This is a genomic window from Ruegeria sp. B11 (genome assembly GCF_056539785.1).
This window is the reverse complement of record NZ_JBQFVO010000003.1, coordinates 243,493-267,889: the sequence shown is the minus strand read 5'-3', so window position 1 is coordinate 267,889 and position 24,397 is coordinate 243,493. Positions and strand designations below refer to the sequence as shown.

Below are 24,397 nucleotides of genomic sequence, written 5' to 3'. Positions count from 1 at the left end.
CGACCAAAATACAAGGGCCAGACATGGCAAGAACCAACGCCGCCAGTCCAGCGAACAATTCGGCTCCGCGAGCGCAGGAGCAGCGTGCACGGTCTAAGAAAATCGGCGTGCTGCGGTCATTGTGGCCGTTTATGAAGCCCTATCGACTGCTGATGATCGGTGCGACACTGGCGTTGATCCTGACGGCCAGCATGACGCTGACATTGCCCTTGGCTGTGCGGCGTGTGGTCGACAATTTCCGCATCGAAGATGGTGATTTGCTTGAATGGTACTTTCTGGCCGCCCTCGGTATTGCCGGTATTCTCGCCGTGGGTACGGGTATTCGCTATGCTTTGGTGACCCGGTTGGGTGAACGTGTGGTGGCCGATATCCGAAAGGCGGTTTTTGACCGCGTGATCGGGATGAGCCCCGAGTTTTACGAGCGCATCATGACCGGAGAAGTTCTGAGCCGTATCACCACCGACACAACGCTGATCCAATCGGTGCTGGGATCGTCTGTGTCCATCGCGCTCCGCAATCTTTTGATGTTCGTCGGCGGACTGGTGCTGATGCTGCTGACATCGGCTAAGCTGACTGGGATGGTGTTGCTGCTGATTCCGCTGGTGGTTGTGCCAATATTGGTACTGGGCCGCAGGTTACGGGTGATCAGCCGGGAAAATCAGGACTGGATTGCGGCGTCCTCTGGAAATGCCGGCGAGGCGTTGGGTGCGGTGCAAACCGTGCAGGCTTTTACTCATGAGGACGCCAGCAGGACGCAGTTCGGAGAGATGACAGAAACTTCGTACGAAGTTTCTCTGCGTCGGATCCAGACCCGTGCGATTCTGACCGTCATTGTGATCTTTCTCGTCTTCTCGGGCATCGTTGGCGTGCTGTGGATGGGTGCGAATGATGTGCGTAACGGGGTTATGACCGAGGGCGTGCTGATCCAGTTTGTGATCTATTCGATCATCATGGCGGGTTCAGTCGCCGCGTTGTCCGAAATCTGGAGCGAGTTGCAGCGCGCTGCAGGTGCGACCGAGCGTTTGGTCGAGCTTCTGAACGCTGAAGATACAGTCAACGATCCGTCGCAGGCCAAGGCATTGCCTGTGCCCGTACGCGGAGAGATACGTTTCGACGATGTGACATTCCACTATCCCGCGCGCCCGGACGTTGTCGCGCTGGATCATTTGTCACTGCAGATTAAACCTGGGGAGACAGTGGCCTTTGTTGGCCCGTCTGGTGCGGGCAAGACAACAGTCATCCAGATGATTCAGCGGTTCTATGATCCCGATGCGGGACAGGTCAGTCTTGATGGGCTCGACCTGCGCGAGTTGAACCGTGACGACTTCCGTCAGCACATCGCGCTGGTCCCGCAAGACCCCGTGATCTTTGCCGCTTCGGCGCGCGAGAATATCCGCTTTGGCCGTCTGGACGCCTCAGATGCCGAAGTCGAGTCCGCCGCCCGAGCCGCCGCCGCGCATGAGTTCATCTCGGCTTTGCCCGAAGGGTATGACAGCTTTGTGGGCGAACGGGGCGTAATGCTGTCGGGTGGTCAGAAGCAACGTATCGCCATCGCACGTGCCATCCTGCGCGACGCACCGGTGCTGCTGCTGGACGAGGCGACCTCGGCTTTGGACGCAGAAAGCGAACGTGCGGTGCAGGGTGCGGTTGATAACATGAGGGCAGGGCGCACCACTCTGATCGTGGCGCACCGTCTGGCGACCGTTAAGAAGGCAGACCGGATTGTCGTGCTGGAAGCCGGGCGCATTGTGGCGCAGGGTACCCATAACGATCTGGTGGCGCAGGACGGTTTGTATGCCCGCCTCGCACGCTTGCAGTTCACCGACGGGGTGGCTGCAGAATAAAGTGACGCTCCGGCACATCTCGTTTCGCCGTAGCGTCATTCTACATATTCCCGGACCTGATCGCTAAGCCCTTGCTTGCGCATGGTGTGTTTTGCTTCCATCTTGGAGGTGACAAACAAGCCTGTGCGCGACACGGGAGACAGATCAGGGGAGGAGCCACATGGCCTTTGTGGGATTGGAAGACAAGGCGCGCATCGAGCAGGAGATGGCGTGGGAAGATCGGGACGTACCCGTCACCTTCCATCAACTGTTGTCGCGGACGGCGGGCAAGTTCCCGAACCATAAAGCGATCAGCTTTCAGTTGTTGTCCGGCCCGACCGACAAGGCCGAGACGCTGACATGGTCCGAGCTGCTGGGCAAAGTCAATCAGGCCGCCAACCTATTCCGTTCCCTTGGCATCGGAGAAAACGATGTGGTGGCCTATGTGCTGCCCAACTGCAACGAGACGCTGGTCACCATGATGGGCGGTGCGGTGGCCGGGATCGTGAACCCGATCAACCCATTGCTGGAGCCGGAGCAGATCGCGGCGATCCTGCGTGAGACCAAGGCCAAGGTCGTGGTCACGCTGAAGTCCTTCCCCAAAACCGATGTAGCCCAAAAGGTTGAAGAGGCAGTACGACACGCTCCGGGCGTCAACACGATCCTTGAGATCGACCTGAACCGCTATCTGACGCCGCCAAAATCCTGGCTTGTACCATTCCTGCGTCCAAAGATGGGCGACAAGGAAAAGTTGGCCCATGCGGACTACAAGAACTTCATTGATGAGCTGAACAAGCAGCCTAAGACGCTGAACTTTGAGGACAGCCAGGAAGATCGCGTGGCGTGCTATTTCCACACGGGCGGCACCACGGGCATGCCGAAAGTGGCGCAGCACAAATACTCGGGCCTTATCTACAATGGCTGGTTGGGCAATACACTGCTGTTTGACGAGAACGACGTCATCATGTGCCCACTGCCGATGTTCCATGTCTTTGCGGTGCATGTCATCGTGATGGCGGCGGTGTCGTCTGGTGCACATGTGGTATTCCCGACGCCTGCCGGGTATCGCGGTGATGGCGTATTCGACAATTTCTGGAAACTGATCGAACGCTGGAAGGTTTCGTTCATCATCACAGTGCCGACAGCGATTTCAGCCAAAATGCAGCGACCTGTGGATGCGGATATATCCAGCGTTAAAACAGCATTTTCGGGATCAGCTCCGTTGCCGGTCGAACTGTTCCGTCGGTTTGAAGAAGCGACCGGCGTTACTATCGTCGAGGGCTACGGCCTGACCGAGGCCACTTGTCTGGTGTCATGCAACCCCGTGGATGGGGAAAAGAAGATCGGCTCGATCGGTATCCCGTTCCCTTATACGGATGTCAAAATCCTGCAGGACGGGCCGGATGGACCAACCGAGTGCGGCGTAGATCAGATCGGTGAAATTTGCATCTCGAACCCCGGCGTATACGCGGGAAATACTTATACCGAAACCGACAAGAATACGAACCTCTATCATTTCAACAAATACCTGCGCACGGGCGATCTGGGACGGTTTGATGAGGACGGCTATCTGTGGATCACCGGTCGCGCGAAGGACCTGATCATTCGCGGCGGACACAATATCGATCCCGCAGAAATCGAAGAGGCCTTGCTGGGCCATGATGCCGTCGCCTTTGCAGGGGCCATCGGTCAGCCCGATGCGCATTCGGGTGAGGTGCCTTGCGCCTTTGTTGAACTGGTCGAGGGGGCCTCGGTCACTGAACAGGAGCTGATGGACTATTGCAAGGTCCACGTCCACGAACGCGCGGCACAGCCCAAGCATTTGACCATTCTGGACGAGTTGCCGAAGACCGCCGTTGGCAAGGTGTTCAAACCCGAACTGCGCAAGCAAGCCATCACGCGCATCTACAATGGTGCTTTGGACGCGGCAGGCATACCAGCGCGAGTCGTTTCGGTAATTGACGATAAAAAGCGGGGTCTAGTGGCGCAGCTTGACGCGAATGGATCTTCCGAAGACGATGTCTCAAAAGTGCTGGGTTCGTTTACCCGGCCATGGGAGTGGTCTGAATAATTCGGAGGAACAATGGACTATGAACGTCTGATCGACGAGGAGACCTGGGGTTTCATCCGGCGCACAGCCGAGAGCTATCCGGATGATACAGTAGAGATGTCCATTGCTGACCAACGCCGGGTCTATGACGCGATGTGTCAGGACTTCCGCCAGCCGCGCCCACCTGGCATCGAGGTGCGCGACAGGTCCGCCGATGGCGTACCTGTTCGCATCTATAGTGCCGGTGACCCCACCCGGACCGTCATCTATATACATGGTGGTGGGTTCGTCGTCGGGGGCTTGGATAGCCACGATGATGTCTGTGCGGAACTCTGCGCCCAGACGGGCTATCGGATCGTTTCGGTCGACTATCGGTTGTGCCCTGAGCATGTGCACCCAGCGCAGTTTCAGGATAGCTGGACCGCCACGAACTGGGTGGTTCAGGAATACGGCGAGCCGATTGTGCTGGCCGGTGACAGCGCGGGTGGCAATCTGGCAGCAGCCGTTTCGCACCATGGTCGGGGGCGGTTGGAAAATGTGCTGGGGCAGGTCCTCATATATCCCGGCTTAGGCGGAGATATGTCGCAGGGGTCGTATATCGAACATGCCAATGCCCCGCTGCTGACATTGGACGATATCCGGTTTTATGAGACTGTTCGGTATCAAGGGACCACGCCCCAGAACGATCCTACCTATGCACCGTTGCATGACGTCGATTTCTCGGGGCTACCGCCGACGGTGGTGGTGACCGCCGATTGCGATCCGCTGCGCGATGACGGGCAAGCTTATTGCGACCGGATCACGGCCGCAGGTGGGCAGGCCCATTGCATCAACGAGGCCGGTTTGGTCCACGGATATCTGCGCGCCCGAACATCGGTCAGGCGCGCCGCGGACAGCTTTGAGCGGATTTCCGTGGCGATTGAGGCTTTGGGGCAGGGGATTTGGTCCTACGACTGAACCGCGTCAGGTCAGGAACGGCTTGGCTTTCATCGTATCCGCCACCGGTGCGCCCATGCGCTGAAGTATGGTTGGGGCTAGCTGTAGCTGGTCGATCACGGTATCGGGATCAGGGCCTTTGGCCTCTCCAAAGTAGTAAAGCGCTGTTTCCTGCTGCAAAGGGCTGCGCCCTCCGTGATGGCCACGTTCGTCTTGGCCATGATCAGCCGTCACGATGACGTCATAGCCCAACTGCTGCCAGCGCGGGATGAACGGGGCCAGCATTTCGTCCATGACAAAACAGGCATGATCCATCTCTGTGCAATCGTGGAAGAAACGATGCCCCATGCTGTCCAGTGTGCAAGTGTGCAGGATGCCATAATCCAGTCCGAAGCGCAGACACATGTTGGTGAGCGAGGCAAACAGATCGACATCGCTTGGCGTCATCTGGTTGGCGTTGCCATATCCCGTCATTGAATGAAAGCGACCATGGTTGATTGTCAGGTTGTCGGGCTCGTCATATTCAACATCGCGGACGTAGTCGAACGGGTGGCGATTGAAGAATTGAGACCAATAGCTGTGGGTGACCGCGCCGGTTACACCGCCTGCCTCACGCACCTGACTGAACACATCCTTATGGCTTAGTCGGAAGACGTTGCCGTTGCCTGTACAGCCATGCTCTTGCGGTGTGACCCCGGTGTGGATAGACGCATAGCAACTGGCAGAGGTCGAAGGCAGTACAGAGCGGAGTTTCCAAACCCGGGCAGCACCGCTGTCGACCCATCCTTCAAGATTGCCAAACAGTCGACGAAAGTTGCGCCAGGGGACGCCGTCGAGGATGATCAAAAGCAGTTTGCGGTCCATGTTCCGGCCCTTGTTTCTGAGTATTCGTTCCGGCGAACCTATGAGATTCGTCCGGCTATGGCTGCGCATTTGCGCCCCAAATAGCAAAATCCCGACGTCTGCTTGTGTTCACAGCGCCGGGAATTTGAATGGTCTTCGGTGTTTCTATGAGAAGGGCGCGGATCAGTTCCCCGCGCTCTCCATTTTGCGGTGAGCGACAACCTCTTCCAGCCAGCCAAGATGCATCTCAGGCACCGAGCTAAGCAGCAAGTCTGTATAGTCGTCGAATGGAGGGCTTAGCACCTGGCTCTTGGGACCGTAGCGAACCACCCGACCCTGGTACATCACCGCGATACTATCGCTGATCGCACGGACTGTCGCCAGATCGTGGGTGATGAACAGGTATGCCACATCCTCGATCTTTTGCAGATCCAGCAGCAGCTTGAGGATACCGTCCGCGACCAGCGGGTCGAGCGCCGAGGTGACCTCATCACAGATGATCATCTTTGGCTTGGCCGCCAGTGATCGCGCGATACAGACACGCTGTTTTTGACCACCCGACAGTTCCGCCGGATAACGATCGATGAACTTCTCGCCCAGTTCGATCTCATCCAGCAACTCGACGATCCGCTTGCGTTTCTCGGCGCCGCGCATGTTGAAGTAGAACTCGAGTGGGCGGCCGATAATCGTACCGACGGTCTGACGCGGGTTCATTGCCACGTCGGCCATCTGGTAGATCATTTGCAGCTCACGCAGGTCTTCACGCGTGCGGCCTTTCAGATCAGAGCTGAGCTTGCGGCCCGCAAAGGTAATCTCACCATCACGGGGTGGAAGAAGCCCGGTGATGACCCGTGCCAGCGTAGACTTACCCGACCCGGATTCACCCACAACCGCCAGTGTCTGGCCCGGATGAAGCTCGACGTTGACATTATGCAGCACGTCGAAATTCAAGCCTTTGTAGCGCGCGGTGATACCATCGACGCTCAGCACGGGTTCAGGAGTTGGTTTTTTCTCTTCGTGCTCGATTGAGCGGACCGAAACCAGCGCCTGTGTGTACTTTTCTTGCGGGCGGTTGATGATCTGGTCGGTATTTCCGTATTCGACCGTATCGCCCATCCGCAGCACCATGATGTCATCACTGACCTGGGCCACAACTGCCAGATCATGGGTGATATACAAGGCGGCAACGCCCGAGTCGCGAATGGCGTCTTTGATGGCCATCAGCACATCGATTTGGGTAGTCACGTCCAGTGCCGTGGTAGGTTCGTCAAAAACCACCAGATCAGGCTCGGGGCAAAGCGCCAGCGCCGTCATGCAGCGCTGCAGCTGTCCGCCCGAAACCTGATGCGGGTAACGATCACCGATATTGTCAGGGTCGGGCAGACCCAGCTTGGCAAAAAGCTCACGCGCGCGGGCTTCAGCCTCTTTGCGCGAAAACTTCTTCTGCTCAACTGCGGCCTCGACCACTTGATCCATGATCTTCTTTGCGGGGTTGAACGATGCGGCGGCGGATTGGGAAACATATGTTACCTCACCACCGCGCAGTTTGCGGATGTCCCCATGAGATGTCTTGAGGATATCACGCCCGTTCACCCAAACCTCGCCCCCGGTGATTTTCACACCGCCACGGCCATAGGCCATTGAGGCCAGACCGATGGTAGATTTGCCAGCCCCGGATTCGCCGATCAGACCCAGCACCTTGCCTGGCGCGAGGTCAAAGCTGACCCCGTGCACGATCTCGATGTCATGGGGCTTTTCACCCGGCGGATAGACGGTCGCGCCGATTTTGAGGTCGCGGACCTTGAGAAGGATATCACTCATCCCCGGCCTCCTTTCAGCGATGTGGTACGATTCAGGACCCAGTCAGCCACCAGGTTGACCGAGATTGCCAGCGTCGCAATGGCCACAGCGGGATAAAGCGCTGCGCCGATACCATAGACGATGCCATCCTTGTTTTCTTTCACGATACCGCCCCAGTCAGCCAGCGGTGGCTGGACGCCCAGTCCCAGGAACGACAGGGTCGAGATGAACAGAACCATGAAGATGAACCGCAGTCCGAATTCGGCCACAAGTGGCGACAGCGCATTGGGCAGGATTTCCCGGAAGATGATCCAGGCGCGCCCTTCGCCGCGCAGCTTGGCGGCTTCAACATAGTCCATAACGTTGATGTCCACCGCTACAGATCGCGATAGGCGATACGGGCGGGTGGCATCCAGTAAGCCCATAACAAGGATTAGGATCGGGACGGTCACCGGAACGATGGCCAGAATGACCAGTGCCAGGATCAGAGTCGGGATTGACATGATCAGATCCACCGTACGGCTGAGCGCCTGATCAGCCCATCCGCCCAGTACAGCAGCCAGCAAGCCCAGCGACGTACCGGTCAGAAAGCTGAGCAGCGTCGCCGCTGCCGCGATGAAGATTGTCGTGCGCCCGCCATAGATCATGCGGGTCAGCAGATCGCGACCGATATTGTCAGTGCCTAGCAGATGTTCGGGGCTGCTCGGCTCCCAGACGTCGCCGACGACTTCTGCCATTCCATAGGGTGCAATCAACGGGGCGGCGATCGCCACAAAGAAATAGGCGAAGGTGAAGATAAGGCCAATCAGAGCCGAAAGAGGAATGTTCTTTATCATTTCGGATGCCTCAGTCTTGGGTTGGCAAGGATCGACACGATATCTGCAACCATGTTCAGACCGATATAAACGGCCGCAAACACCACGCCGCAGGCCAGAACAACCGGCACATCACGTTTGGTCACGGCATCCACAAGGTATTGCCCCATACCTGGATAGACGAACACAACCTCGACCACGACAACACCCACGACCAGATAGGCCAGGTTCAGCATGACGACGTTCACGATCGGTGAAATCGCGTTGGGAAAGGCATGGCGGGCAATAACCTGAAATGTGCTGAGGCCTTTCAATTCAGCGGTTTCGATATAGGCCGATTGCATGAGGTTCAGAATGGCCGCGCGCGTCATGCGCATCATCTGTGCCAGCACGACCAGCGTCAGAACAAAGGCAGGTAGCGCGATTGCATTCAACTTTTGTCCAAACGACATAGAATCATTGATCATCGCAAGCGACGAGAACCATCCCAATTTCACTGAGATATAGTAGATCACCACATAACCGATCAGAAACTCGGGGATCGAAACCGTCGTCAGGGTGATGGCTGAAATCAGTTTGTCGGGCCAGCGATTGCGGAACCGCACGGCAAGCAGCCCCAGAAAGATTGCAAGCGGTACGGAAACTATTGCTGCCACGCAAGCCAGGAACAGAGTGTTCCCAAGGCGTTTTCCAATACTCTCGGAGATATCAAGTTTGTTGGTCAGGGATTGACCCAGGTCACCCTGAAGTATGCCTCCCAACCACTCGAAATAGCGTGTAAGGGCAGGGCGGTTCAGGCCCATTTCTTCGCGTAGGTTTGCCAAGGCCTCTGGAGTTGCGGACTGCCCCAGGACGGCTTGCGCGGCGTCTCCAGGTAGGGCTTCGGTTAGGCCGAAAATCAGGGCCGAAGCGCCGAGCAGCAAAAGGAGTCCCAGCGCCAGGCGCTGGGAAACCAATTTGATGATGGGATGCATTATCCGTAGCCCGTTTTAGACGAACCACATTTTGCGGGATATGTTGCCGTTCATCATCTCTTGCGTCGGGTCAGATTCCCATCCATCCAGCTGGTTGCTGACGCCTTCGACAAAGTCGTTGAACATCGGGCAGATCAGGCCGCCTTCGTTGCGTACCATTTGACCCATCTGGCTATAGATGGCTTTGCGTTTCTCAGGGTCGAGTTCCGCTTTTGCTGCAAACAATAAGTCGTCAAACGCCTGAACCTTAAACCTCGTGTCATTCCAGTCTGCGGTCGACAGATATGCAGTCGAGTACATCTGGTCCTGAACCGGGCGGCCGCCCCAATAAGACGCACAGAAGGGTTGAACGTTCCAAACCTCGGACCAGTAGCCATCATTGGGCTCACGCTTGATTTCAAGCGGAATTCCAGCCTGTGCAGCAGTCTGCTGGAAAAGGGCAGCAGCATCTACAGCACCTGGGAACGCACCATCGGCAACGCGCAAAATAATCGGAGAGCCATCATGTCCAGATTTCTTATAGTGCTCTGCAGCCTTTTCAACGCTGAACTCGCGCTGTTCGATGGTTTCATCAAACAATGGATAGGCTGAATTGATTGGCATATCATTCCCGATCGAGCCATAGCCGCGCAGAACTTTGTCAACCAATTCCGCGCGGTTGATGGCGTACTTCAGTGCGGTGCGCAGTTCATTGTTATCAAACGGAGCCGTGTCGCAATGCATGATGAAGACATAGTGACCGCGACCAGCGGTTGAATGCACCGTCAGGTTAGGCGCACGGCCCAACAGGTCGGCAACTTTGGGTTCAACGCGGTTGACGGCGTGGACCTGTCCGGACTGCAGTGCAGCGGTCCGTGCCGTCGCATCGTTGATCACAACAACTTCTACGCTGTCAAAATTGCCGAAATCGCTGTTCCAGTGGTTTTCGTTCTTGGTGAACAAGTGGCGGACGCCGGGTTCGTCCACTTCTAGTTTGTACGGGCCGGTGCCGATACCTGCCGCAGGATTATCCATGCCGCCATCGGGCTGAATGATGAGGTGATAGTCGGCCATCAGATACGGCAGGTCGGCGTTCGGCTCGGTCAGTGTGACCTGGAAATTGTCTCCATCGGCCTTCATCGACTCGATGCCTTTCATGATGCCCAAGGCACCTGATTTGGAATCCTCGTTCGAGTGGCGCTGCATAGTTTTCAGCACGTCTTCGCTTGTCATGGTCTTGCCGTTGTGGAACTCGACCCCTTGACGCAGCTTGAACGTCCAAACTTTGGCGTCTGCACTTCCTTCGACGCTTTCAGCCAGGCGCGGTTCGATGGTTCCGTCGGGCGCCACTTCGACCAGTTGGTCGCCGAACTGCTTGCCGTTCTGGAACGGGACTGAGCTTGCGTAGGTTGCCGGATCAAGTGAGTTGGTCGATTCACCACCCTGCAAACCGAATTTCAGATCGCCGCCCTTTTTCGGACCAGCGGCACGTGCGGCATCGGCAAACATAGTGCTTGCCATTGCGGCCGAGACACCCAGTGCCGCTGCTTTACCCATGAATTCACGGCGGGTCAGCTTTCCAGCTGTGACCTGCTTTGACATGTGAGTGAGTTGTTCGTTCATCCAGATTTCTCCCAGTTGATAGGATGTTCAGCCCGTTGGTGGGCTTTTTATTGACGCATGAGTCAACTTAGGTGCAATTCAGGGCAGCGGGCAAGTGCAAATCTCTTGAAATAATGGGGAGGTTCCGCCTTTGATCGCGCCAGATGATCTTGTTATGAGCCTTTGGAAATCCAAAACCCCTTATTCCTAACTACTTACTCTGACCTGAACAAATTATCCGATAGTTGCCTGGTCAGTTTTGCATGAACTTTCGTTCCACAGATCAAACGCCAGTCCGGCCTCTAAGTGATTCTATCGGGTGGGTTTTTCGGATGGGTGGGGTCAGGGTCCCGGATCAGTTTTTTATTGCAACAATTAGATCCATTACGTTTGTTCCTGTGGGTCCCGTGACCAACAGCGCCCCCGCCTTGTCGAGGAAACTGCCGCTATCTGCATTGTCCAGATACGCTTGCGCCTTATCAGACCAAGTGTCGCCGGTAACGATGGCGCCTGCTGCATCTGTTGGCCCGTCGGTGCCATCTGTTCCTCCGACGATGACGGTCAAATCAGATTGCCCTGCGATTTCCCGCGCGAGTGCCAGAGCAAGGGCCTGATTGCGCCCACCGCGCCCTGGCGCATCAGGTAGGACCACGGTTGGTTCGCCGCCAAATACCATGGCGCCCTTGGGCATATTCCGCAGCCGATCTCCTAATTTAGCTGCAACCGAGAGATAGTCATCGTGCATCGCTTCTTCGTTGTCGAGGACCTTGATGCCTGAGTTCTCGGCCGCAAATGCTGCGGCGTCACGCGCGTGTGCATTTGATGCGATTATAGCGGTGTGGGCAGAAAACTCCGGTTTTTCGGGCAATGATCCGATACCGGATCCAATAACGCCCAGATCATCACCCGGGACGTCGGAGATCGCCAGAACGATCACGCTTTTCCCCGAGAATGCCGACAACAAACCGCCACCCTTGATCCGGGACAGCTTGCGCCGTTCCGTGTTCATTGCACCGATGTCGAGACCTTCACTCAGCAGTCTTTGGTTGAGGGCCTCAAGATCATCCAATGTCGTACCGGCCACGAGGTCCTCGGCAAGCGAAGAAGCCCCTCCCGAAACTAGCAGAAGCAGCTTGCTGTCGGGTTTCATCGCCTCAACCGTTTCGCGCAAAGCCTGCCCACCCTTCAGACTGCGGGCATCAGGAACCGGGTGTGCAGCTTCAATCACCACAATATGCTTAGGCAGGTCGTGGCCATGGCCATCCTTGGTAACCACCAGAGTGGGCACTGGGCCAAACCGTTCGACGGCGGCACGGGCCATGGCGCCTGCGGCTTTTCCAACGGCCAATATCTGATCTGGGGCTTCGATCGCCTGAGTGGCCTCCAGCGTTGCGCGATATCCATCAACCGCCGCCACACCTGCGCGCCAAATGTCCTGTGCCTGTTGCGAACTCTGCATCAGCTTTCCATCCAAATTGTGACTGGTCCGTCATTGACCAACTCTACCGCCATGTCAGCTCCGAACGCACCTGTCTCAACCGGAATGCCCCGCGATGAAAGGTTGTGTACAAACGCCTCGTAGAGGTGTTCGCCCTCAGCCGCCGGGGCGGCCCCGGAAAACCCAGGCCTGTTTCCACGCGATGTGTCAGCTGCCAAGGTGAACTGGCTGACCACCAGGGCCGAGCCCTCAATGTCCAATATCGACCGGTTCATCTTTCCCGCGTCGTCCTTGAAGATACGGAGCTTTGCGATCTTTTCAGCCAATTGATCAGCTTGTGTCTCTCCATCCCCCTGCATCGCACAAACCAGAATCATCAATCCGGGGCCCGATCGCCCGATGACTGTTCCATCGACTTTGACCGAGGCACTGGAAATTCTTTGAAGTAAGGCGCGCATCTGCAGGTCCTGTATTCTATTGCTATTCGTGCCAATCGATCACTTCATCCAGCGCGGCACGTTCCGTTCTGAACGCGTTCGCCGGGTGATCCATATCCGCATATCCGAACGAAATCGCGCACAGAATCAAGCGATCTTCTGATATCCCGAAGTAACGGTGAAGAAATGCGCCATGGGCCGCTACCGCTGCCTGCGGGATACAAGCCAGACCCAGGGCCTGCGCCGCCAGTGAAAATGCGGTCACGAAGCCACCACAATCCATCGCGCCGTAAGGGCCCAGTTCAGCCGGGCTGGACAGTATGGCGCAATGTGGGGCGCCGAACAGAGCATAGTTTTCCATCATCTGTTGCGCCGAGGCCCTGCGATCACCTTTTTCGATACCAACCGCTTTGTAGAGGGCCCAGCCACAGGCGCGACGGCGCTCTTGATAAACACCGGAATAGCCGGTTGGAAAGGGTAGGTCCGGAGCAGGCGCAACGTGCGAGGCTTCGTGTTGCAACGCGTCCCGAAACTGGTCTGTCTCGGCCCCGCTGGTGATCACGATCTGCCAGGGTTGCGCGTTGCACCAGCTTGGAACACGCGCAGCACTGGCGACGATCTCTTCAATCTGTTCGCGCGGCACCAGGTCCGTGCGAAAGGCACGGCAAGAAAAACGATCGGCCAAGAGCGCGTTCAGAGCGTCAAGGTGCAATTCAACATCTCCTTTCAGGCATGCCGAGGAGTAGGTTCCATGAGCGTGCTCTGCTTATCAGCTTTATTGCTGTCCAGTTGCCACCAGATACCCGACGCCGGCCGCAACGAGAAGGCCCAGAACCACGGCGATCGTTATCTTGATTGCGGACCAGGGACGCTCACCCTGAACGCGGCCAGTCCGGCCATTGACCACAAAACGATAGGTCTGGCCGCGGTATTTGTAGGCCGCCATCCAAACCGGCAAGAGGATGTGTTTGAATGTGACATCTCGCACTTCGGTGTCGACAGCGTGAATGCGCTGACGATCGCCTCCGATATCAAACCGCACGTCACGCTCGATCACCCGTGCCATATGTGCGCGGGCCTCTTGATAACCTTCTCGCAGTTCGACCGTGTAAGCCTCGGCGCGGAAACCGGCCAGATATTCCGGCTGATACGGTTCAAGCGCAGGCAAGTCCCATGGTTCCAGCGCGTCCGTATAGGATTTGGGCAGCGATTGAGACGCCAAAACCAGAACATCGTCAAAGAACCGTGCGACCCGTCCGGATTTTGGAGTCCAGCGTACTTTGGGAACCTGTTGCTGCACGCGCTTTCCATCGCGCATCACAGTGCGAGTTTCGTAATACACCACACCGCGTTCCCCACGATAACTCGACTTGGTATCAGCGTCGAAGGTCCAATACGGGACATAAATGCCCTGCATCTTGCGTCCCTTTCGGGCGTATTCCTTCAACCCGTTGGGTGCAAACCACAGTCGGCCCAGCCAATCCCCCATTGCCTTGTGGGCCGAGCGTTCATCCAGTGCAAAGGGCAACACTCCGCGGGGTTTGATATGGCGGCTAACGCCTGTATCGGTCACTACCGGAGTGGCACAGAACGGGCACTCCGCAGCATGGGTGTTCGGATCAAACTCAACCTGAGCCGCGCAGTTCGGACAGGTCAGAACACGGGTTTCTTCAATCTCGCTGTCAGGCAAGCGATCCGCGATGGCGGCGTCGAAATCCAGCTCTCGCAGACTTGCACCACCCCATGGGCCAGCACCGATCGTTCTGGTGTTGCCACAATGATCGCAAGTCAGCGTTCCGTCACCGGGATTGAACCGATAATCCGCCCCGCATTGGTCGCAGGGGAAACGGTGTTCGTCTTTCGCCATGACAGAACCTCGAAATCAGGTTACCAAATGTCAGATCACGCGCCCGGAGGCGGCGGAGGCAGGATCGTGAACAGCTGTGCCAGTTCCTGCACGTCGCCTGCCTTCTTCCAACCGTCCTGTCCGGCGGTCCAAACGTGGGTCTCGCGCGTTATCTCACCATCGGTCGCCATTCGGCCCATCTTGGCCTTGGAAAACGGCCCGCTGGTCTGACCATCCACTGCGATATGCCATACATGCTCGACGGGCGGAGGGGGCGGGGGTGCCGCAGGCGCCGAGGCCTGCGGGGCAGCGGGGGCGGAACCGCCCCAAGGGCCGCTTGGTTGACCCGCTGCCATGTTCGACATCTGCTGTGCCATCGCCATACCCATTCCCATGCCAAGACCGGCGCCCATGCCGCCGCCCTGACCGGGATTGTTGGCCGCTGCGGTCATCGCTTCAGCTGCGGAATACTGCGTGAACTTGCCCAGATCGCCCGCCAACCCCATCGATGTGCGCTTGTCCAGCGCGGCCTCGACCGCTGGTGGCAGCGAGATGTTCTCGATGTAGAACTCGGGCATGCTCAAACCATACCCGTCCAGCACCGGCGACACCTCGGCGGCAATCAGTTTGCCCAGATCGGCAGTGTTCGCCGCCATATCGAGAACTGGAATGCCCGAGCCTGCGATGACGCGGCTGAATTCCTGCACGATGATGTTTCTGATCTGAAAGCTGATCTCGTCCATGGTGAATTCACCATCGGTGCCTACGATCTCTACTAGGAATTTCGCCGGGTCCTTGACCCGCACTGTATAGGTGCCGAAGGCCCGGATGCGTGTTGGTCCAAACTCGGGATCGCGCAGCATGATCGGGTTCTTGGTGCCCCATTTCAGGTCATTGAACCGGGTCGTGTTAACGAAGTAAATTTCAGACTTGAACGGAGACTGAAAGCCGTGATCCCAATGCTGCAGCGTCGTCATGATCGGCATGTTGTTTGTCTCAAGCATGTAGAGACCTGGGGTGAAGACATCCGCCAACTGCCCCTCATGCACAAAGACCGCCGCTTGACCTTCGCGCACGGTCAGCTTGGCGCCGTATTTGATCTCGTGTCCTTCACGCTCGAACCGCCAGACCATGGTGTCGCGCGTATCGTCGACCCAGTGGATGACATCTATGAATTCACCGGTCAGAAAATCAAAAATTCCCATTGGATTTCTCCTGTCTTCGGGGTCAGAGCGACTGCCCCATCAATTCGCGTGCAATGATACGGACCACTGGCCGCGCTTCGTCAGCTGTCATGCCAGGCTTGAGGCGCGGGTCGTATAGAATGGTTAGTAGTTTTTCATCATGGCTTGTGAGCAGGGCGAACTCGTCGTCATCGTTGAAGATTGATGGCCGGGCAGACGGGCTGTCATTCGGCAGCCCCAATCCCTGAGCGATCTCTTCGTGGACGCAACTCAGGCGCACCAGATCGGGATGTTCCGCCCGGATCAAGGCAACAGCCCGGGTATATGTCTGTGGCGCGCTGTTCGACGCCGAAGCGAATACAAAGCAATAGAAAGAGCGTGGCAGTTTGTCGAAGAGGTCAAGTTGTGCCTGCCCTATGCCCGGGATCAGTTGTCGCAGCCGGGCTTGCACATAAGCGGTATCATCTTCACCCGCCACGAATACGTGGAAATTTGCATTCCGGGTGGTGGTTGAGACCGGGTGTCCAGTGAGCCGCGACAAGCGGTTGGCGTAGGCGTCAATTCGGGCGGTCTCTTGCTGGCGGACTTCAGGTGCAACCGATGGACCAAACTCGGGCTTTATGCGAACCGGCGAAGACCAGCGACTAAGCTGTCGGCTGGTGCGACTGCTGCCGCTGGCAACGGCTTGCCCCGGATATTCATTATAAAACGCTATGGTCTCAAAGTTCCGAGCCAGATCATCGGCATCATAGGGCGTATCAGGGCCACCGCCATCGGTTCTCAGCAACCCGCGCGTCAGCAAGTTGTTTTGTACGCTTTCATAGTATCGCGCGAGATCAAGGCTCGCTGGTGAGGGCGCTTGATATGCATTGCTCAGGCCTTGCGGCTGGGCAGGTTGAGGTTCAGGAGCGATCGTCGTCGTCAATGTCTCATCGCAGCCAGCAAATGCCAGCAGCGACAAGCCCAATACTGCAATCTTAGCGCGATGAAATGGCCGCACGCCCGCTGTTTCCATTATCCGGGAACAGCCGTTCCGGCATTGTCGCCGATCCCGTCCTGTCGCGCCTTGGCCGAGGCGAGCGTATCGCGCAATTCGGCCTCCATCTTCTTCAGTTCTTCCTCGGCTGCGGCGCGTTTGGCCTTGCCTTCGTCTGCAATGGCGAGGCTTTCGTTGATGGTACCGATCAGGTCTGCATTGGCTTGTTTGACGGCTTCGATATCGAAGACGCCACGCTCCATCTCTTCGCGGATCATTTTGTTGGATTCGCGCAAGTTGGCGGCGTTCGAGGTCAGCAATTCATTGGTCAGATCATTGGCATCACGTACGGCAGCGGCGGCCTCGGCACTGCGCTGTATGGTGACAGCTTGTGCCAGCTGGGTTTCCCAGAGCGGTACTGTGTTGACGAGGGTCGAGTTGATCTTGGTCACCAGCGACTTGTCATTTTCCTGCACCAGACGGATGGAGGGCAGCGATTGCATCGTCACCTGACGGGTAAGCTTCAGGTCGTGGACCCGGCGTTCCAGATCATCGCGCGCGGCACGCAAGTCGCGCAATTCCTGCGCTTTCATCACCTGTTGGTCTTCGGGCGCGGCCTGAACCTCGGCCTCTTTTTCAGGAATGTCGTGGCTGTCCAGCTCGGTCAGCTTCTCCTCTCCCGCTGCGATGTACAGTGCAAGTTCGTCGTAGAACTCCAGCGTTTTTTCGTACAGCAGATCCAAAGACTTGATATCTTTCAGCAGTGTATGCTCATGCCCCAGAAGATCATCAGTGATCCGGTCGATCTGGCTTTGAACGTCTTCATACTGCGCTGTGAACTTGGCAAAGGGTGCAGCGCGGCCCAGCAGTTTTTCCCACCAACTGCGTTCGCGACGCACATCCAGTTCGCTGACTGAAAACCCCCGGATCGTTGTTACGATGTTGCGAAGGCTGTCGCCCGCCGGGCCCACATCCTTATTGCGTACATCGGCCAGCATGGCCTGACTGATCTCTTGCAATTCCGCCTGTGCGGATGATCCGAACGAGACGATCGAGTTTGTGTCGCCCATATCGATCTCACCCATCCGCTTACGGATTTCGGCGCCCACCGGTTCGTCGGCCTCTTCCAGCGGGACAATCTCGGCCTGCGGCTCGGGGAGGGCGACGGCGGTGACTTCCTGCACCAGCGTTTCAGCCTCGACTGCCTTGTTCTTGATCTCATCGGACATGGGGTAATCCTCGCTTACATAAAAGCCGGTCAGTCCAACCGGACGCCTTCGCGCTGCAACCGGTCGCGCAGCACATCAATTTCAACCGTCAGATCACTGCGGTCATCCAATAGCATCTTTCGCGTCCGCGCCGCGAAATTCTGTTCAAGATCGTCCAGCAGGGCCGAGTAATCCGCCAGCGCCTGCGCATCGCGGGTACGGGCATAGACGTCCGAAAACTTCACCGTCGCATCGCGTGCTCCTTGCAAATAAACCGTCAGGTATTTCCGGGCACCGGCCAGATCGCGCGGGTCTTCCTCGACCGTGCGAAACAGGTCGCGGGCTGTATCCTGAAAGCGCTCGACCCGTGCTTCGATCCGGCGGTCACCAGCGCGTTTGATTGCATCGGTCATTTGGGCCAGATGGGTTTCGGCGTCCTCGACCACGCGTGCGACACGGTCCTGCTGGAAGGTGTCGACACCCTCCATTCCTTTGTCCTTCATTGGGTCGAGGCCGAAGGAAACCGAATGTAGAACCGTTGCAGCGGCGCCAAACAGGATGGGGGCCAGCAGGCTTACCTGTGATGCTGTTTCGGCGTCCAGAAATTCGGTCCGGTATGAGGCTAGCGCCGCCCCCAAACCGGTCAGAACGCTGGAAAATATCTTGCGGGGAAACGCAGGTCTGCGTGCGGTGCGGCGGGCGTTGTAAGCGGATTCGGCCCTTAAACCTTCGCGCAGCAGAAACGCGGCAGCGGTCAGTAGCCCTGCCGCAACCAGGCCGATGGTCATTCCGATCGCGCCATCGTTCAGAGACAGAAACACCAGTGGTATCGCCGGGACAAACAGGATGTTCGCGCGTGCACCTGCCGGTTCGACACGGGCACCATCGAATTGGCCACGCGATGGCTGATCCTGCGAGGAAACATCGCCTTCTGGGCTGAATTTGCCGCCGTACCGTTTGGCCATTTCGCTACAGGCCCCCCAACAGACCGGTGCAGACGCCGAACAACAGCACCAACAGGGCCGCATAGGCCAATTTTTGTAATCCGGTCCCGGACATAGCGCCCCCCAACTGTGACCATCAGGGAAAATTTAGGCGATACGAGGGCTTGGCGCTAGGGGGAAGGTTGAATAACCCGCGTCACTTGCGAGGTTTCTTGCCGATTGCTGGTCTTTTGCGCTGCGGTCGAGCAGGGCGTTTGGCCGGGGGTATTCCGCTATCCTCAGCATCCAGCCCCAGTTGGTCGCGCATGACACGGCGGCGGATTTCTTCAACCTCGCCGGGTTTCAGGTTGCCCAGTTGGAATGGGCCGTAAGAAACCCGCAAAAGCCTGTTCACCACATAACCGATATCTTCGATAGCGCGGCGGATTTCGCGATTCTTGCCTTCGCGCAGGCCGATGGTCAGCCAAGCGTTCGCGCCCTGTTGACGGTCCAGTGTCGCGGTCATGGGCTGAAACCGTTCACCATCGATTACCAGGCCTTTGCGCAGCGGTTCGAAATCCTCGTCTTTGGGGCGTCCATTTACCCTCACCCGGTATTTGCGCAGCCATCCAGTTGAGGGCAGTTCCAGCTTGCGCTTGATGCCGCCATCATTAGTCAGCAGTAGCAATCCTTCCGAGTTCAGATCGAGTCGCCCGACGCTCATGACCCGGGGCATATCCTCGGGCAGGTCGTCAAAAATCGTCTTGCGGCCTTTTTCGTCACGCGCCGTCGTCACCAGTCCAGGTGGCTTGTGATAGAGCCACAGGCGTGATGGCTCGGGCTCGGATACTGGTTTACCATCGACGGTAATCCTGTCCTTGGCGGTTACGTTCAGCGCAGGGCTGTTGATCGCCTTGCCATTCACGGTCACACGTCCGGCTTCGATCATGCGTTCAGCTTCGCGGCGCGAGGCGACACCGGCGCGGGCCAGCACTTTGGCGATCCGGTCGCCGGGAGGAGGGGTATTGGTCATCCTCCGGCCATAACCCATCCCAGCGGCTTGCGAAAGACGGGTTTCTGAGGCAGTCAGAGGCATGAAGTTCAGATCCCACATGAAACAGGCGCTGGAACAGGCACAGGCGGCAGCAGACCGAGGTGAAGTGCCTGTCGGCGCGGTGATCGTCGCGCCCGACGGGCAGGTGGTGGCCGCAGATGGGAACCGCACCCGCGAGTTGAATGACCCCACTGCCCATGCTGAGATTCTGGCTCTGCGCGCCGCATGTGCCGCGGCCGGGTCCGAGCGTTTACCCGATCATGACCTTTACGTAACCCTTGAGCCTTGTGCCATGTGCGCCGCAGCGCTGGCCGCAGCACGCATCCGGCGCATCTACTACGGCGCTTCCGATCCGAAATCTGGCGGTGTCGCGCATGGCGCGCGCGTGTTTTCACACCCACAGACCCACCATCGACCCGAGGTCTATGACGGCATTGCCGCCGAAGAGGCTGCCGCGCTGCTGAAACGCTTCTTCGCGGCGCAGCGCGGTTAAGTTTTTACGACCATTTCACGTGGGATATCAGCCAGGGGCTTGCCCCCATCTGACGTCACCACAAAGCTTTCGGTAATCGCCAGTCCCCAGTCTGGGGTCCAGAGGCCGGGCATTAGGTGAAAGGTCATATTCTCTTGCAATTCCGTCGTGTCACCGGGTCGCAGGCTCATGGTGCGCTCGCCCCAGTCGGGCGGATAGCTGAGCCCGATGGGATAGCCGGTGCGGTTGGCTTTGACATACCCCGCGCGGGCGAAACTGTCATAGACACAAGCCGCGACCTCCTCGCAGGTGATGCCAGGGCGTGCGGCGGTCATTGTGTCGTCGATAGCGGTTAGAACGGCGGCTTCGGCCCGGCGGATATCATCCGGGGGATCACCCAGAAACAGGCTGCGACTAGCGGGGCAGTGATAGCGTCGATAGCAGCCGGAGATTTCGAAATAGGTCGCCTCATCCCGCGCCAGTGGTCGGTCGTTCCAAGTAATGTGCGAGGCAGAAGCCTCACGACCGGAGGGTGCAATCGGCACGATAGCAGGGTAATCTCCGGCTAGGCCGGGCAGTCCGGCGATGCCTGCCGCCTGCACTTCGGCGACAAGTTGGTTTTTGGGCAATCCTTCGCGATATGCGTCACGCAGAACTCCGTGCATATGTGCAGTCAGCTGACCCGCCTTGCGTATCATTGCGATCTCGGCATCGCTTTTGACAGCACGCTGCCAGTTCACAAGCCCTGTGGCATCAATCAATGCACCGAAGGCCTGTTCGAGGATGCGGTGGCTGGTGGCTGAGTAATAATAGTTATCCATCTCCACGCCGATACCAGAGGTCCAGCCGCGATCCCGCAATGCCAACACAAGGGCGTCGACCGGGTGGTGGTCCGGGTGTTGCACATGCTCTTCAGGCCAATCCAGCAGGTCCATCTGGTCCAACCAGGTGGTCTGCGCAGCCCCCGCTTGGTCCTGCGTTCTGCCCCACCAAAGAGGCGATCCGCTGGCGGGCAGGATGACCATCTGCGGTACGTAAAAGCTCCAACCGTCATAACCGGTGAGCCACGCCATGTTCGATGGGTCCGTGATCAACAAGGTCTCGATACCCTGTTGATCCATCGCAGAACGGGTCTTGTGAATGCGGTCAGCGTATTCCTGCGCGCTGAAATCCGACGCGGGCATTAGAGAGAAATCGCCTGCATGACCTCGGGCTCGATTACATCGACACCGGGTAACCCGTCAGCCAATTCCTGAGCCGATTGCGCGAGAATCGGAAAGGTCTTGTAATGGCACGGGATCACTGTCTTGAAATTGAAATACCGCTTGGCAGCATAGGCAGTGCCCTTCATGTCCATGGTAAAGTGGCCGCCTGCCGAAAGGATGCCGATATCGGGTTTGTAATAATCACCCATCCACTCCATGTCGGCCATAATGTCGGTATCGCCAGAGAAATAGAGCATACGGTCCTCGGACGCGATCATATAGCCGACCTCGGTTCCACCCGTGCGAAGACCATCAGGCGTCGAGAAGGTCGAGCTGTGCGAGGCAGGCACCATCGTTAATTTGACACCGTTTAAGTCAACAGTGCCACCTTTGTTGAATCCGACCGTTTCAATACCTTCAGCCTCGGCCCAGTAGCCCATCAGGTCGTATTGCCCGACCACGGGCACGTTTAGATGTTTGGCCAGCGGCAGCACATCGACGACATGATCGAAATGAGTATGAGTCAGCAGGATATGCGTCGCGCCCGCAACGGCTGCGTCATGCTGATCTTCGCGCAAAGACGGGTTGCCCGTCAGCCAGGGATCGATCAATAGAACTTGTCCTGCTGTTTCGATGCGAAAGCTGCCATGTCCCAGCCAAATGATATCCATAGAGAATCCTCCCATTTTCTGCTTGGAGTTAGCCTAGCATCGGCTATGTAAAAATCTATGGATTGGACGCAGTATGTTGATGGATATTGTGAGCGGCTCTCGCCCGCGTATTGGGCCGAGCCGATAAACGCGATTACCAATGCGGCCTTTCTTATTGCTGCATTTGTGATGTGGCAAAGGGCGCGCGGGCAGGGCGCACCGTTGGCGATGGCTTTGGTTGTCATATTGGCGATGATCGGAATTGGCAGCTATCTGTTCCATACCCATGCGCAGGTTTGGGCGGCGATCTTGGATGTGACGCCAATTCTGCTGTACATCCTCGTCTACATCTACGCGGTGAATCGCGATGTCTGGCGGCTGAGCAACAGATACGCGCTGGGTTTGACCGCGATGTTCTTTCCGTACGTGGCGCTGACGATCCCGCTATTCCAGTTGGTGCCTGGCCTTGGTGGCTCGGCGGCATACGCCCCAGTTCCTCTATTGATTCTGATTTATGCGGTCCTGTTGCGCCGGAAAGCCCCGGACACTGCGCGTGGGCTGACAATAGGAGCAACTGTCCTGATCACCTCGATCACCTTTCGATCACTGGACACTCCAATTTGCGGGTATCTGCCAACGGGGACGCATTTTATATGGCACATTCTGAATGCAGTTATGTTGGGCTGGATGATTGAGGTTTATCTGCGGGCGATCCGAAATCCACCTGCCGGAGCTGCGGTGGCTGCAGGATCAGGACATTGATCAGAACCACCTAAGCATCATCCTGATTGGTTAGTCCCTGAACGCAGCAGCCAAAGCCTCCGGCAGATCAAATTCAGCCAATACGCGCGCGCGGCCTTCGGCTGACATCTTGAAAGCCGTTTTTTCAACAATACGCTGGATTTTTTCGGCGGAGTGCTTGGCGGCAAAAGGTTCAAAGTACCATTTCAGAAAAACGAAACAGATCACGTCCTCAAGCGCCTGTACTTCGGCATTGCGCTTGATCCCCTGTTTGCGCAGCATTTGCCCGACGGCTTCTATATCGTCCGCACTATATTCAGCCTGTTCCATGAATCCTTGCACAACGTCAGCGTGATATACGCCTTGCGCCTTCCTCCAGGCCAGATACCCTGCACGTCCTTCGGGGTATTCAGTGCGCTTTAGCTTCCAGCGTTCGACATGCTGACCACGTGCGGCGATCTGTAAAGCATCCGACGCATCGGGAAATAGCCGATCCAGCTCTGCGCTCATGCGTTGGCCATAAAGCAGCTCGACCGGCTGGCCGTCCTCCATATTAGGGTCTTGCGCATTTGCTGCGTCAATTGCGTCCAGAACGGTTTGCTTGCGTGTGCTCATTCTCTGCTCCGTTAGCTCGCCTGCACTGCACCTGACGGGTGGTTCGGCGTTTGGTCCAAGACCATGCTAACGAGTTGTTGGAATGGGTGCAGCAGTCAATTGCAAAAAGCGCCGGATCGGGAGGGGGCGTACCGATCCGGCGCGCAGGTCAGGGTTATTTGCCTGCCTGGGTGTGGTCCCTCGTCACGGGCTCCGAAACAGGCGCGGGGAAGCTAAGGTTTCGGGTCAGATTGTTCATATCGATACCCAAAGCCAGGGCGGGCGAGGTCAGAACCAGAGCGGACAATATGAAGGCGGGAAGAAGGGTTTTCATGAGGTGTCTCCGATTTCTCGTTGCGTCACGATATTGAGGTGAACTGTTCGGTTCATTTTTTCAATGGCAAAACTGAACTAACCGGTTTACTTATTTGCATATCAGTCATTCAAATATGCATGGCAGCTGGCGATATTGGGTTTGAATCCCCGTCTGCCGCCTGTCGCTCTTGCGAGTGTTGCGGCAGGCAGGTAAACGCCCCCTAACGTAGATGAGGGTTTCCGATGTCGATTGACCAAAGCACCGCCGCCAAGGTGGCCAAACTGGCCCGGATCAAGGTCGAGGATGATGCGCTGCCTGCGCTGGCGTCCGAGTTCAACAATATCCTCGGGTTTATCGAGCAACTAAACGAAGTGGATGTCGAAGGCGTCGAGCCGATGGTCTCGGTTGAGCCGATGCGCCTGAAGCGTCGTCAGGACGTGGTCACCGATGGAAACCAGCAGGACAAAGTCCTATCCAACGCCCCCGATGCGCGCGAAGGGTTCTTCGCTGTTCCAAAAGTTGTGGAGTAAG

The 24,397-nt window shown here is 57.3% G+C and carries 24 protein-coding genes; 6 read left to right on the top strand and 18 right to left on the bottom strand.

Features of this window, described 5'->3' with window-relative positions; translation table 11 throughout:
- Positions 1 to 23 precede the first annotated feature (23 nt).
- From ACR0I1_RS13060 to ACR0I1_RS13050, 3 genes are all read left to right on the top strand, one after another.
- Positions 24 to 1,844 (top strand): ABC transporter transmembrane domain-containing protein, encoded by a 1,821-nt coding sequence (locus ACR0I1_RS13060; RefSeq protein WP_480706819.1) that lies wholly within the window; start codon positions 24 to 26, stop codon positions 1,842 to 1,844.
- Between the two features lie 160 nt (positions 1,845 to 2,004).
- Positions 2,005 to 3,894 (top strand): acyl-CoA synthetase, encoded by a 1,890-nt coding sequence (locus ACR0I1_RS13055; protein ID WP_480706817.1) that lies wholly within the window; start codon positions 2,005 to 2,007, stop codon positions 3,892 to 3,894.
- A gap of 12 nt (positions 3,895 to 3,906) precedes the next feature.
- Entirely contained in the window at positions 3,907 to 4,830 is a 924-nt protein-coding gene (locus ACR0I1_RS13050; protein ID WP_480706815.1) for an alpha/beta hydrolase, read from the top strand.
- Between the two features lie 6 nt (positions 4,831 to 4,836).
- Here the strand turns inward: ACR0I1_RS13050 and ACR0I1_RS13045 are convergent, their stop codons facing one another.
- The 14 genes from ACR0I1_RS13045 to ACR0I1_RS12980 form a co-directional block, all read right to left on the bottom strand.
- On the bottom strand, positions 4,837 to 5,673 hold the full coding sequence (locus ACR0I1_RS13045) for an alkaline phosphatase family protein (RefSeq protein ID WP_480706813.1): 837 nt from the start codon (positions 5,671 to 5,673) through the stop codon (positions 4,837 to 4,839).
- A 162-nt stretch (positions 5,674 to 5,835) separates the two neighbouring features.
- Positions 5,836 to 7,473 (bottom strand): ABC transporter ATP-binding protein, encoded by a 1,638-nt coding sequence (locus ACR0I1_RS13040; protein ID WP_480706811.1) that lies wholly within the window; start codon positions 7,471 to 7,473, stop codon positions 5,836 to 5,838.
- A complete protein-coding gene (locus tag ACR0I1_RS13035) occupies positions 7,470 to 8,285 on the bottom strand; it encodes an ABC transporter permease (protein ID WP_170402849.1) in 816 nt (271 codons plus the stop codon). The genes ACR0I1_RS13040 and ACR0I1_RS13035 overlap by 4 nt, the downstream gene beginning before the upstream one ends.
- Positions 8,285 to 9,241 (bottom strand): ABC transporter permease, encoded by a 957-nt coding sequence (locus ACR0I1_RS13030; protein WP_170392259.1) that lies wholly within the window; start codon positions 9,239 to 9,241, stop codon positions 8,285 to 8,287. The genes ACR0I1_RS13035 and ACR0I1_RS13030 overlap by 1 nt, the downstream gene beginning before the upstream one ends.
- Before the next feature lie 15 nt (positions 9,242 to 9,256).
- Positions 9,257 to 10,843 carry an ABC transporter substrate-binding protein gene (locus ACR0I1_RS13025; RefSeq protein ID WP_170392257.1) on the bottom strand — a complete coding sequence of 529 codons (1,587 nt, stop codon included), beginning with the start codon at positions 10,841 to 10,843 and terminating at the stop codon, positions 9,257 to 9,259.
- 334 nt (positions 10,844 to 11,177) lie between these two features.
- Positions 11,178 to 12,281: a glycerate kinase type-2 family protein gene (locus tag ACR0I1_RS13020; RefSeq protein ID WP_480706809.1), complete on the bottom strand. Its 1,104-nt coding sequence runs from the start codon at positions 12,279 to 12,281 to the stop codon at positions 11,178 to 11,180.
- Positions 12,281 to 12,718: a D-aminoacyl-tRNA deacylase gene (gene dtd, locus ACR0I1_RS13015; protein WP_170512407.1), complete on the bottom strand. Its 438-nt coding sequence runs from the start codon at positions 12,716 to 12,718 to the stop codon at positions 12,281 to 12,283. Before dtd ends, ACR0I1_RS13020 begins: the two co-directional genes overlap by 1 nt.
- 22 nt (positions 12,719 to 12,740) lie before the next feature.
- Positions 12,741 to 13,409 carry a nitroreductase gene (locus ACR0I1_RS13010; RefSeq protein ID WP_480706807.1) on the bottom strand — a complete coding sequence of 223 codons (669 nt, stop codon included), beginning with the start codon at positions 13,407 to 13,409 and terminating at the stop codon, positions 12,741 to 12,743.
- Positions 13,410 to 13,472: 63 nt separating this feature from the next.
- Complete coding sequence (locus ACR0I1_RS13005; RefSeq protein ID WP_170392249.1) at positions 13,473 to 14,564, bottom strand: TFIIB-type zinc finger domain-containing protein; 1,092 nt, start codon at positions 14,562 to 14,564, stop codon at positions 13,473 to 13,475.
- 35 nt (positions 14,565 to 14,599) lie between these two features.
- Positions 14,600 to 15,748, bottom strand: coding sequence for an SPFH domain-containing protein (locus ACR0I1_RS13000; protein ID WP_170563990.1), 1,149 nt, complete (start codon positions 15,746 to 15,748; stop codon positions 14,600 to 14,602).
- Positions 15,749 to 15,770: 22 nt separating this feature from the next.
- The gene (locus ACR0I1_RS12995) at positions 15,771 to 16,742 is read right to left on the bottom strand and encodes a DUF2927 domain-containing protein (RefSeq protein WP_480567273.1); all 972 of its coding nucleotides are present in this window, start codon (positions 16,740 to 16,742) and stop codon (positions 15,771 to 15,773) included.
- Complete coding sequence (locus tag ACR0I1_RS12990) at positions 16,742 to 17,932, bottom strand: toxic anion resistance protein (RefSeq protein WP_170392243.1); 1,191 nt, start codon at positions 17,930 to 17,932, stop codon at positions 16,742 to 16,744. The genes ACR0I1_RS12995 and ACR0I1_RS12990 overlap by 1 nt, the downstream gene beginning before the upstream one ends.
- Positions 17,933 to 17,961: 29 nt before the next feature.
- The gene (locus ACR0I1_RS12985) at positions 17,962 to 18,876 is read right to left on the bottom strand and encodes a 5-bromo-4-chloroindolyl phosphate hydrolysis family protein (protein ID WP_170801942.1); all 915 of its coding nucleotides are present in this window, start codon (positions 18,874 to 18,876) and stop codon (positions 17,962 to 17,964) included.
- 175 nt (positions 18,877 to 19,051) lie between these two features.
- On the bottom strand, positions 19,052 to 19,867 hold the full coding sequence (locus ACR0I1_RS12980) for a pseudouridine synthase (RefSeq protein WP_480706803.1): 816 nt from the start codon (positions 19,865 to 19,867) through the stop codon (positions 19,052 to 19,054).
- A 61-nt stretch (positions 19,868 to 19,928) separates the two neighbouring features.
- Here ACR0I1_RS12980 and ACR0I1_RS12975 point away from each other — a divergent pair, with 61 nt between their 5' ends.
- Positions 19,929 to 20,381, top strand: coding sequence for a nucleoside deaminase (locus tag ACR0I1_RS12975; protein ID WP_480706801.1), 453 nt, complete (start codon positions 19,929 to 19,931; stop codon positions 20,379 to 20,381).
- Here ACR0I1_RS12975 and ACR0I1_RS12970 read toward each other — a convergent pair.
- Both ACR0I1_RS12970 and ACR0I1_RS12965 read right to left on the bottom strand, forming a co-directional pair.
- A complete protein-coding gene (locus tag ACR0I1_RS12970) occupies positions 20,378 to 21,544 on the bottom strand; it encodes a M24 family metallopeptidase (RefSeq protein WP_480706799.1) in 1,167 nt (388 codons plus the stop codon). The two genes, ACR0I1_RS12975 and ACR0I1_RS12970, sit on opposite strands and share 4 nt — an antisense overlap.
- The gene (locus tag ACR0I1_RS12965) at positions 21,544 to 22,236 is read right to left on the bottom strand and encodes a metal-dependent hydrolase (protein ID WP_480706797.1); all 693 of its coding nucleotides are present in this window, start codon (positions 22,234 to 22,236) and stop codon (positions 21,544 to 21,546) included. Before ACR0I1_RS12965 ends, ACR0I1_RS12970 begins: the two co-directional genes overlap by 1 nt.
- A gap of 57 nt (positions 22,237 to 22,293) precedes the next feature.
- On the opposite strand from ACR0I1_RS12965, the gene ACR0I1_RS12960 reads away from it, so the two are divergent.
- Entirely contained in the window at positions 22,294 to 22,977 is a 684-nt protein-coding gene (locus ACR0I1_RS12960; protein WP_170563970.1) for a ceramidase domain-containing protein, read from the top strand.
- 30 nt (positions 22,978 to 23,007) lie between these two features.
- Here ACR0I1_RS12960 and ACR0I1_RS12955 read toward each other — a convergent pair whose 3' ends face one another.
- Both ACR0I1_RS12955 and ACR0I1_RS12950 read right to left on the bottom strand, forming a co-directional pair.
- Complete coding sequence (locus tag ACR0I1_RS12955; RefSeq protein ID WP_170401613.1) at positions 23,008 to 23,571, bottom strand: DUF4202 domain-containing protein; 564 nt, start codon at positions 23,569 to 23,571, stop codon at positions 23,008 to 23,010.
- Positions 23,572 to 23,725: 154 nt separating this feature from the next.
- On the bottom strand, positions 23,726 to 23,884 hold the full coding sequence (locus tag ACR0I1_RS12950; protein WP_170401611.1) for a hypothetical protein: 159 nt from the start codon (positions 23,882 to 23,884) through the stop codon (positions 23,726 to 23,728).
- 224 nt (positions 23,885 to 24,108) lie between these two features.
- Between ACR0I1_RS12950 and gatC the strand changes: the two genes are divergently transcribed.
- Positions 24,109 to 24,396, top strand: coding sequence for an Asp-tRNA(Asn)/Glu-tRNA(Gln) amidotransferase subunit GatC (gene gatC / locus ACR0I1_RS12945; RefSeq protein WP_170392224.1), 288 nt, complete (start codon positions 24,109 to 24,111; stop codon positions 24,394 to 24,396).
- Position 24,397 lies beyond the last annotated feature (1 nt).

Excerpts from the sequence above, each read along its gene's own strand:
- ACR0I1_RS13060 (WP_480706819.1), top strand. The coding sequence starts at position 24 with ATGGCAAGAACCAACGCCGCCAGTCCAGCGAACAATTCGGCTCCGCGA.
- ACR0I1_RS13055 (WP_480706817.1), top strand. The coding sequence starts at position 2,005 with ATGGCCTTTGTGGGATTGGAAGACAAGGCGCGCATCGAGCAGGAGATG.
- ACR0I1_RS13050 (WP_480706815.1), top strand. The coding sequence starts at position 3,907 with ATGGACTATGAACGTCTGATCGACGAGGAGACCTGGGGTTTCATCCGG.
- ACR0I1_RS13045 (WP_480706813.1), bottom strand. The coding sequence starts at position 5,673 with ATGGACCGCAAACTGCTTTTGATCATCCTCGACGGCGTCCCCTGGCGC.
- ACR0I1_RS13040 (WP_480706811.1), bottom strand. The coding sequence starts at position 7,473 with ATGAGTGATATCCTTCTCAAGGTCCGCGACCTCAAAATCGGCGCGACC.
- ACR0I1_RS13030 (WP_170392259.1), bottom strand. The coding sequence starts at position 9,241 with ATGCATCCCATCATCAAATTGGTTTCCCAGCGCCTGGCGCTGGGACTC.
- ACR0I1_RS13025 (WP_170392257.1), bottom strand. The coding sequence starts at position 10,843 with ATGAACGAACAACTCACTCACATGTCAAAGCAGGTCACAGCTGGAAAG.
- ACR0I1_RS13020 (WP_480706809.1), bottom strand. The coding sequence starts at position 12,281 with ATGCAGAGTTCGCAACAGGCACAGGACATTTGGCGCGCAGGTGTGGCG.
- dtd (WP_170512407.1), bottom strand. The coding sequence starts at position 12,718 with ATGCGCGCCTTACTTCAAAGAATTTCCAGTGCCTCGGTCAAAGTCGAT.
- ACR0I1_RS13005 (WP_170392249.1), bottom strand. The coding sequence starts at position 14,564 with ATGGCGAAAGACGAACACCGTTTCCCCTGCGACCAATGCGGGGCGGAT.
- ACR0I1_RS13000 (WP_170563990.1), bottom strand. The coding sequence starts at position 15,748 with ATGGGAATTTTTGATTTTCTGACCGGTGAATTCATAGATGTCATCCAC.
- ACR0I1_RS12995 (WP_480567273.1), bottom strand. The coding sequence starts at position 16,742 with ATGGAAACAGCGGGCGTGCGGCCATTTCATCGCGCTAAGATTGCAGTA.
- ACR0I1_RS12990 (WP_170392243.1), bottom strand. The coding sequence starts at position 17,932 with ATGTCCGATGAGATCAAGAACAAGGCAGTCGAGGCTGAAACGCTGGTG.
- ACR0I1_RS12985 (WP_170801942.1), bottom strand. The coding sequence starts at position 18,876 with ATGGCCAAACGGTACGGCGGCAAATTCAGCCCAGAAGGCGATGTTTCC.
- ACR0I1_RS12980 (WP_480706803.1), bottom strand. The coding sequence starts at position 19,867 with ATGACCAATACCCCTCCTCCCGGCGACCGGATCGCCAAAGTGCTGGCC.
- ACR0I1_RS12975 (WP_480706801.1), top strand. The coding sequence starts at position 19,929 with ATGAAGTTCAGATCCCACATGAAACAGGCGCTGGAACAGGCACAGGCG.
- ACR0I1_RS12970 (WP_480706799.1), bottom strand. The coding sequence starts at position 21,544 with ATGCCCGCGTCGGATTTCAGCGCGCAGGAATACGCTGACCGCATTCAC.
- ACR0I1_RS12965 (WP_480706797.1), bottom strand. The coding sequence starts at position 22,236 with ATGGATATCATTTGGCTGGGACATGGCAGCTTTCGCATCGAAACAGCA.
- ACR0I1_RS12960 (WP_170563970.1), top strand. The coding sequence starts at position 22,294 with ATGGATTGGACGCAGTATGTTGATGGATATTGTGAGCGGCTCTCGCCC.
- ACR0I1_RS12955 (WP_170401613.1), bottom strand. The coding sequence starts at position 23,571 with ATGAGCACACGCAAGCAAACCGTTCTGGACGCAATTGACGCAGCAAAT.
- ACR0I1_RS12950 (WP_170401611.1), bottom strand. The coding sequence starts at position 23,884 with ATGAAAACCCTTCTTCCCGCCTTCATATTGTCCGCTCTGGTTCTGACC.
- gatC (WP_170392224.1), top strand. The coding sequence starts at position 24,109 with ATGTCGATTGACCAAAGCACCGCCGCCAAGGTGGCCAAACTGGCCCGG.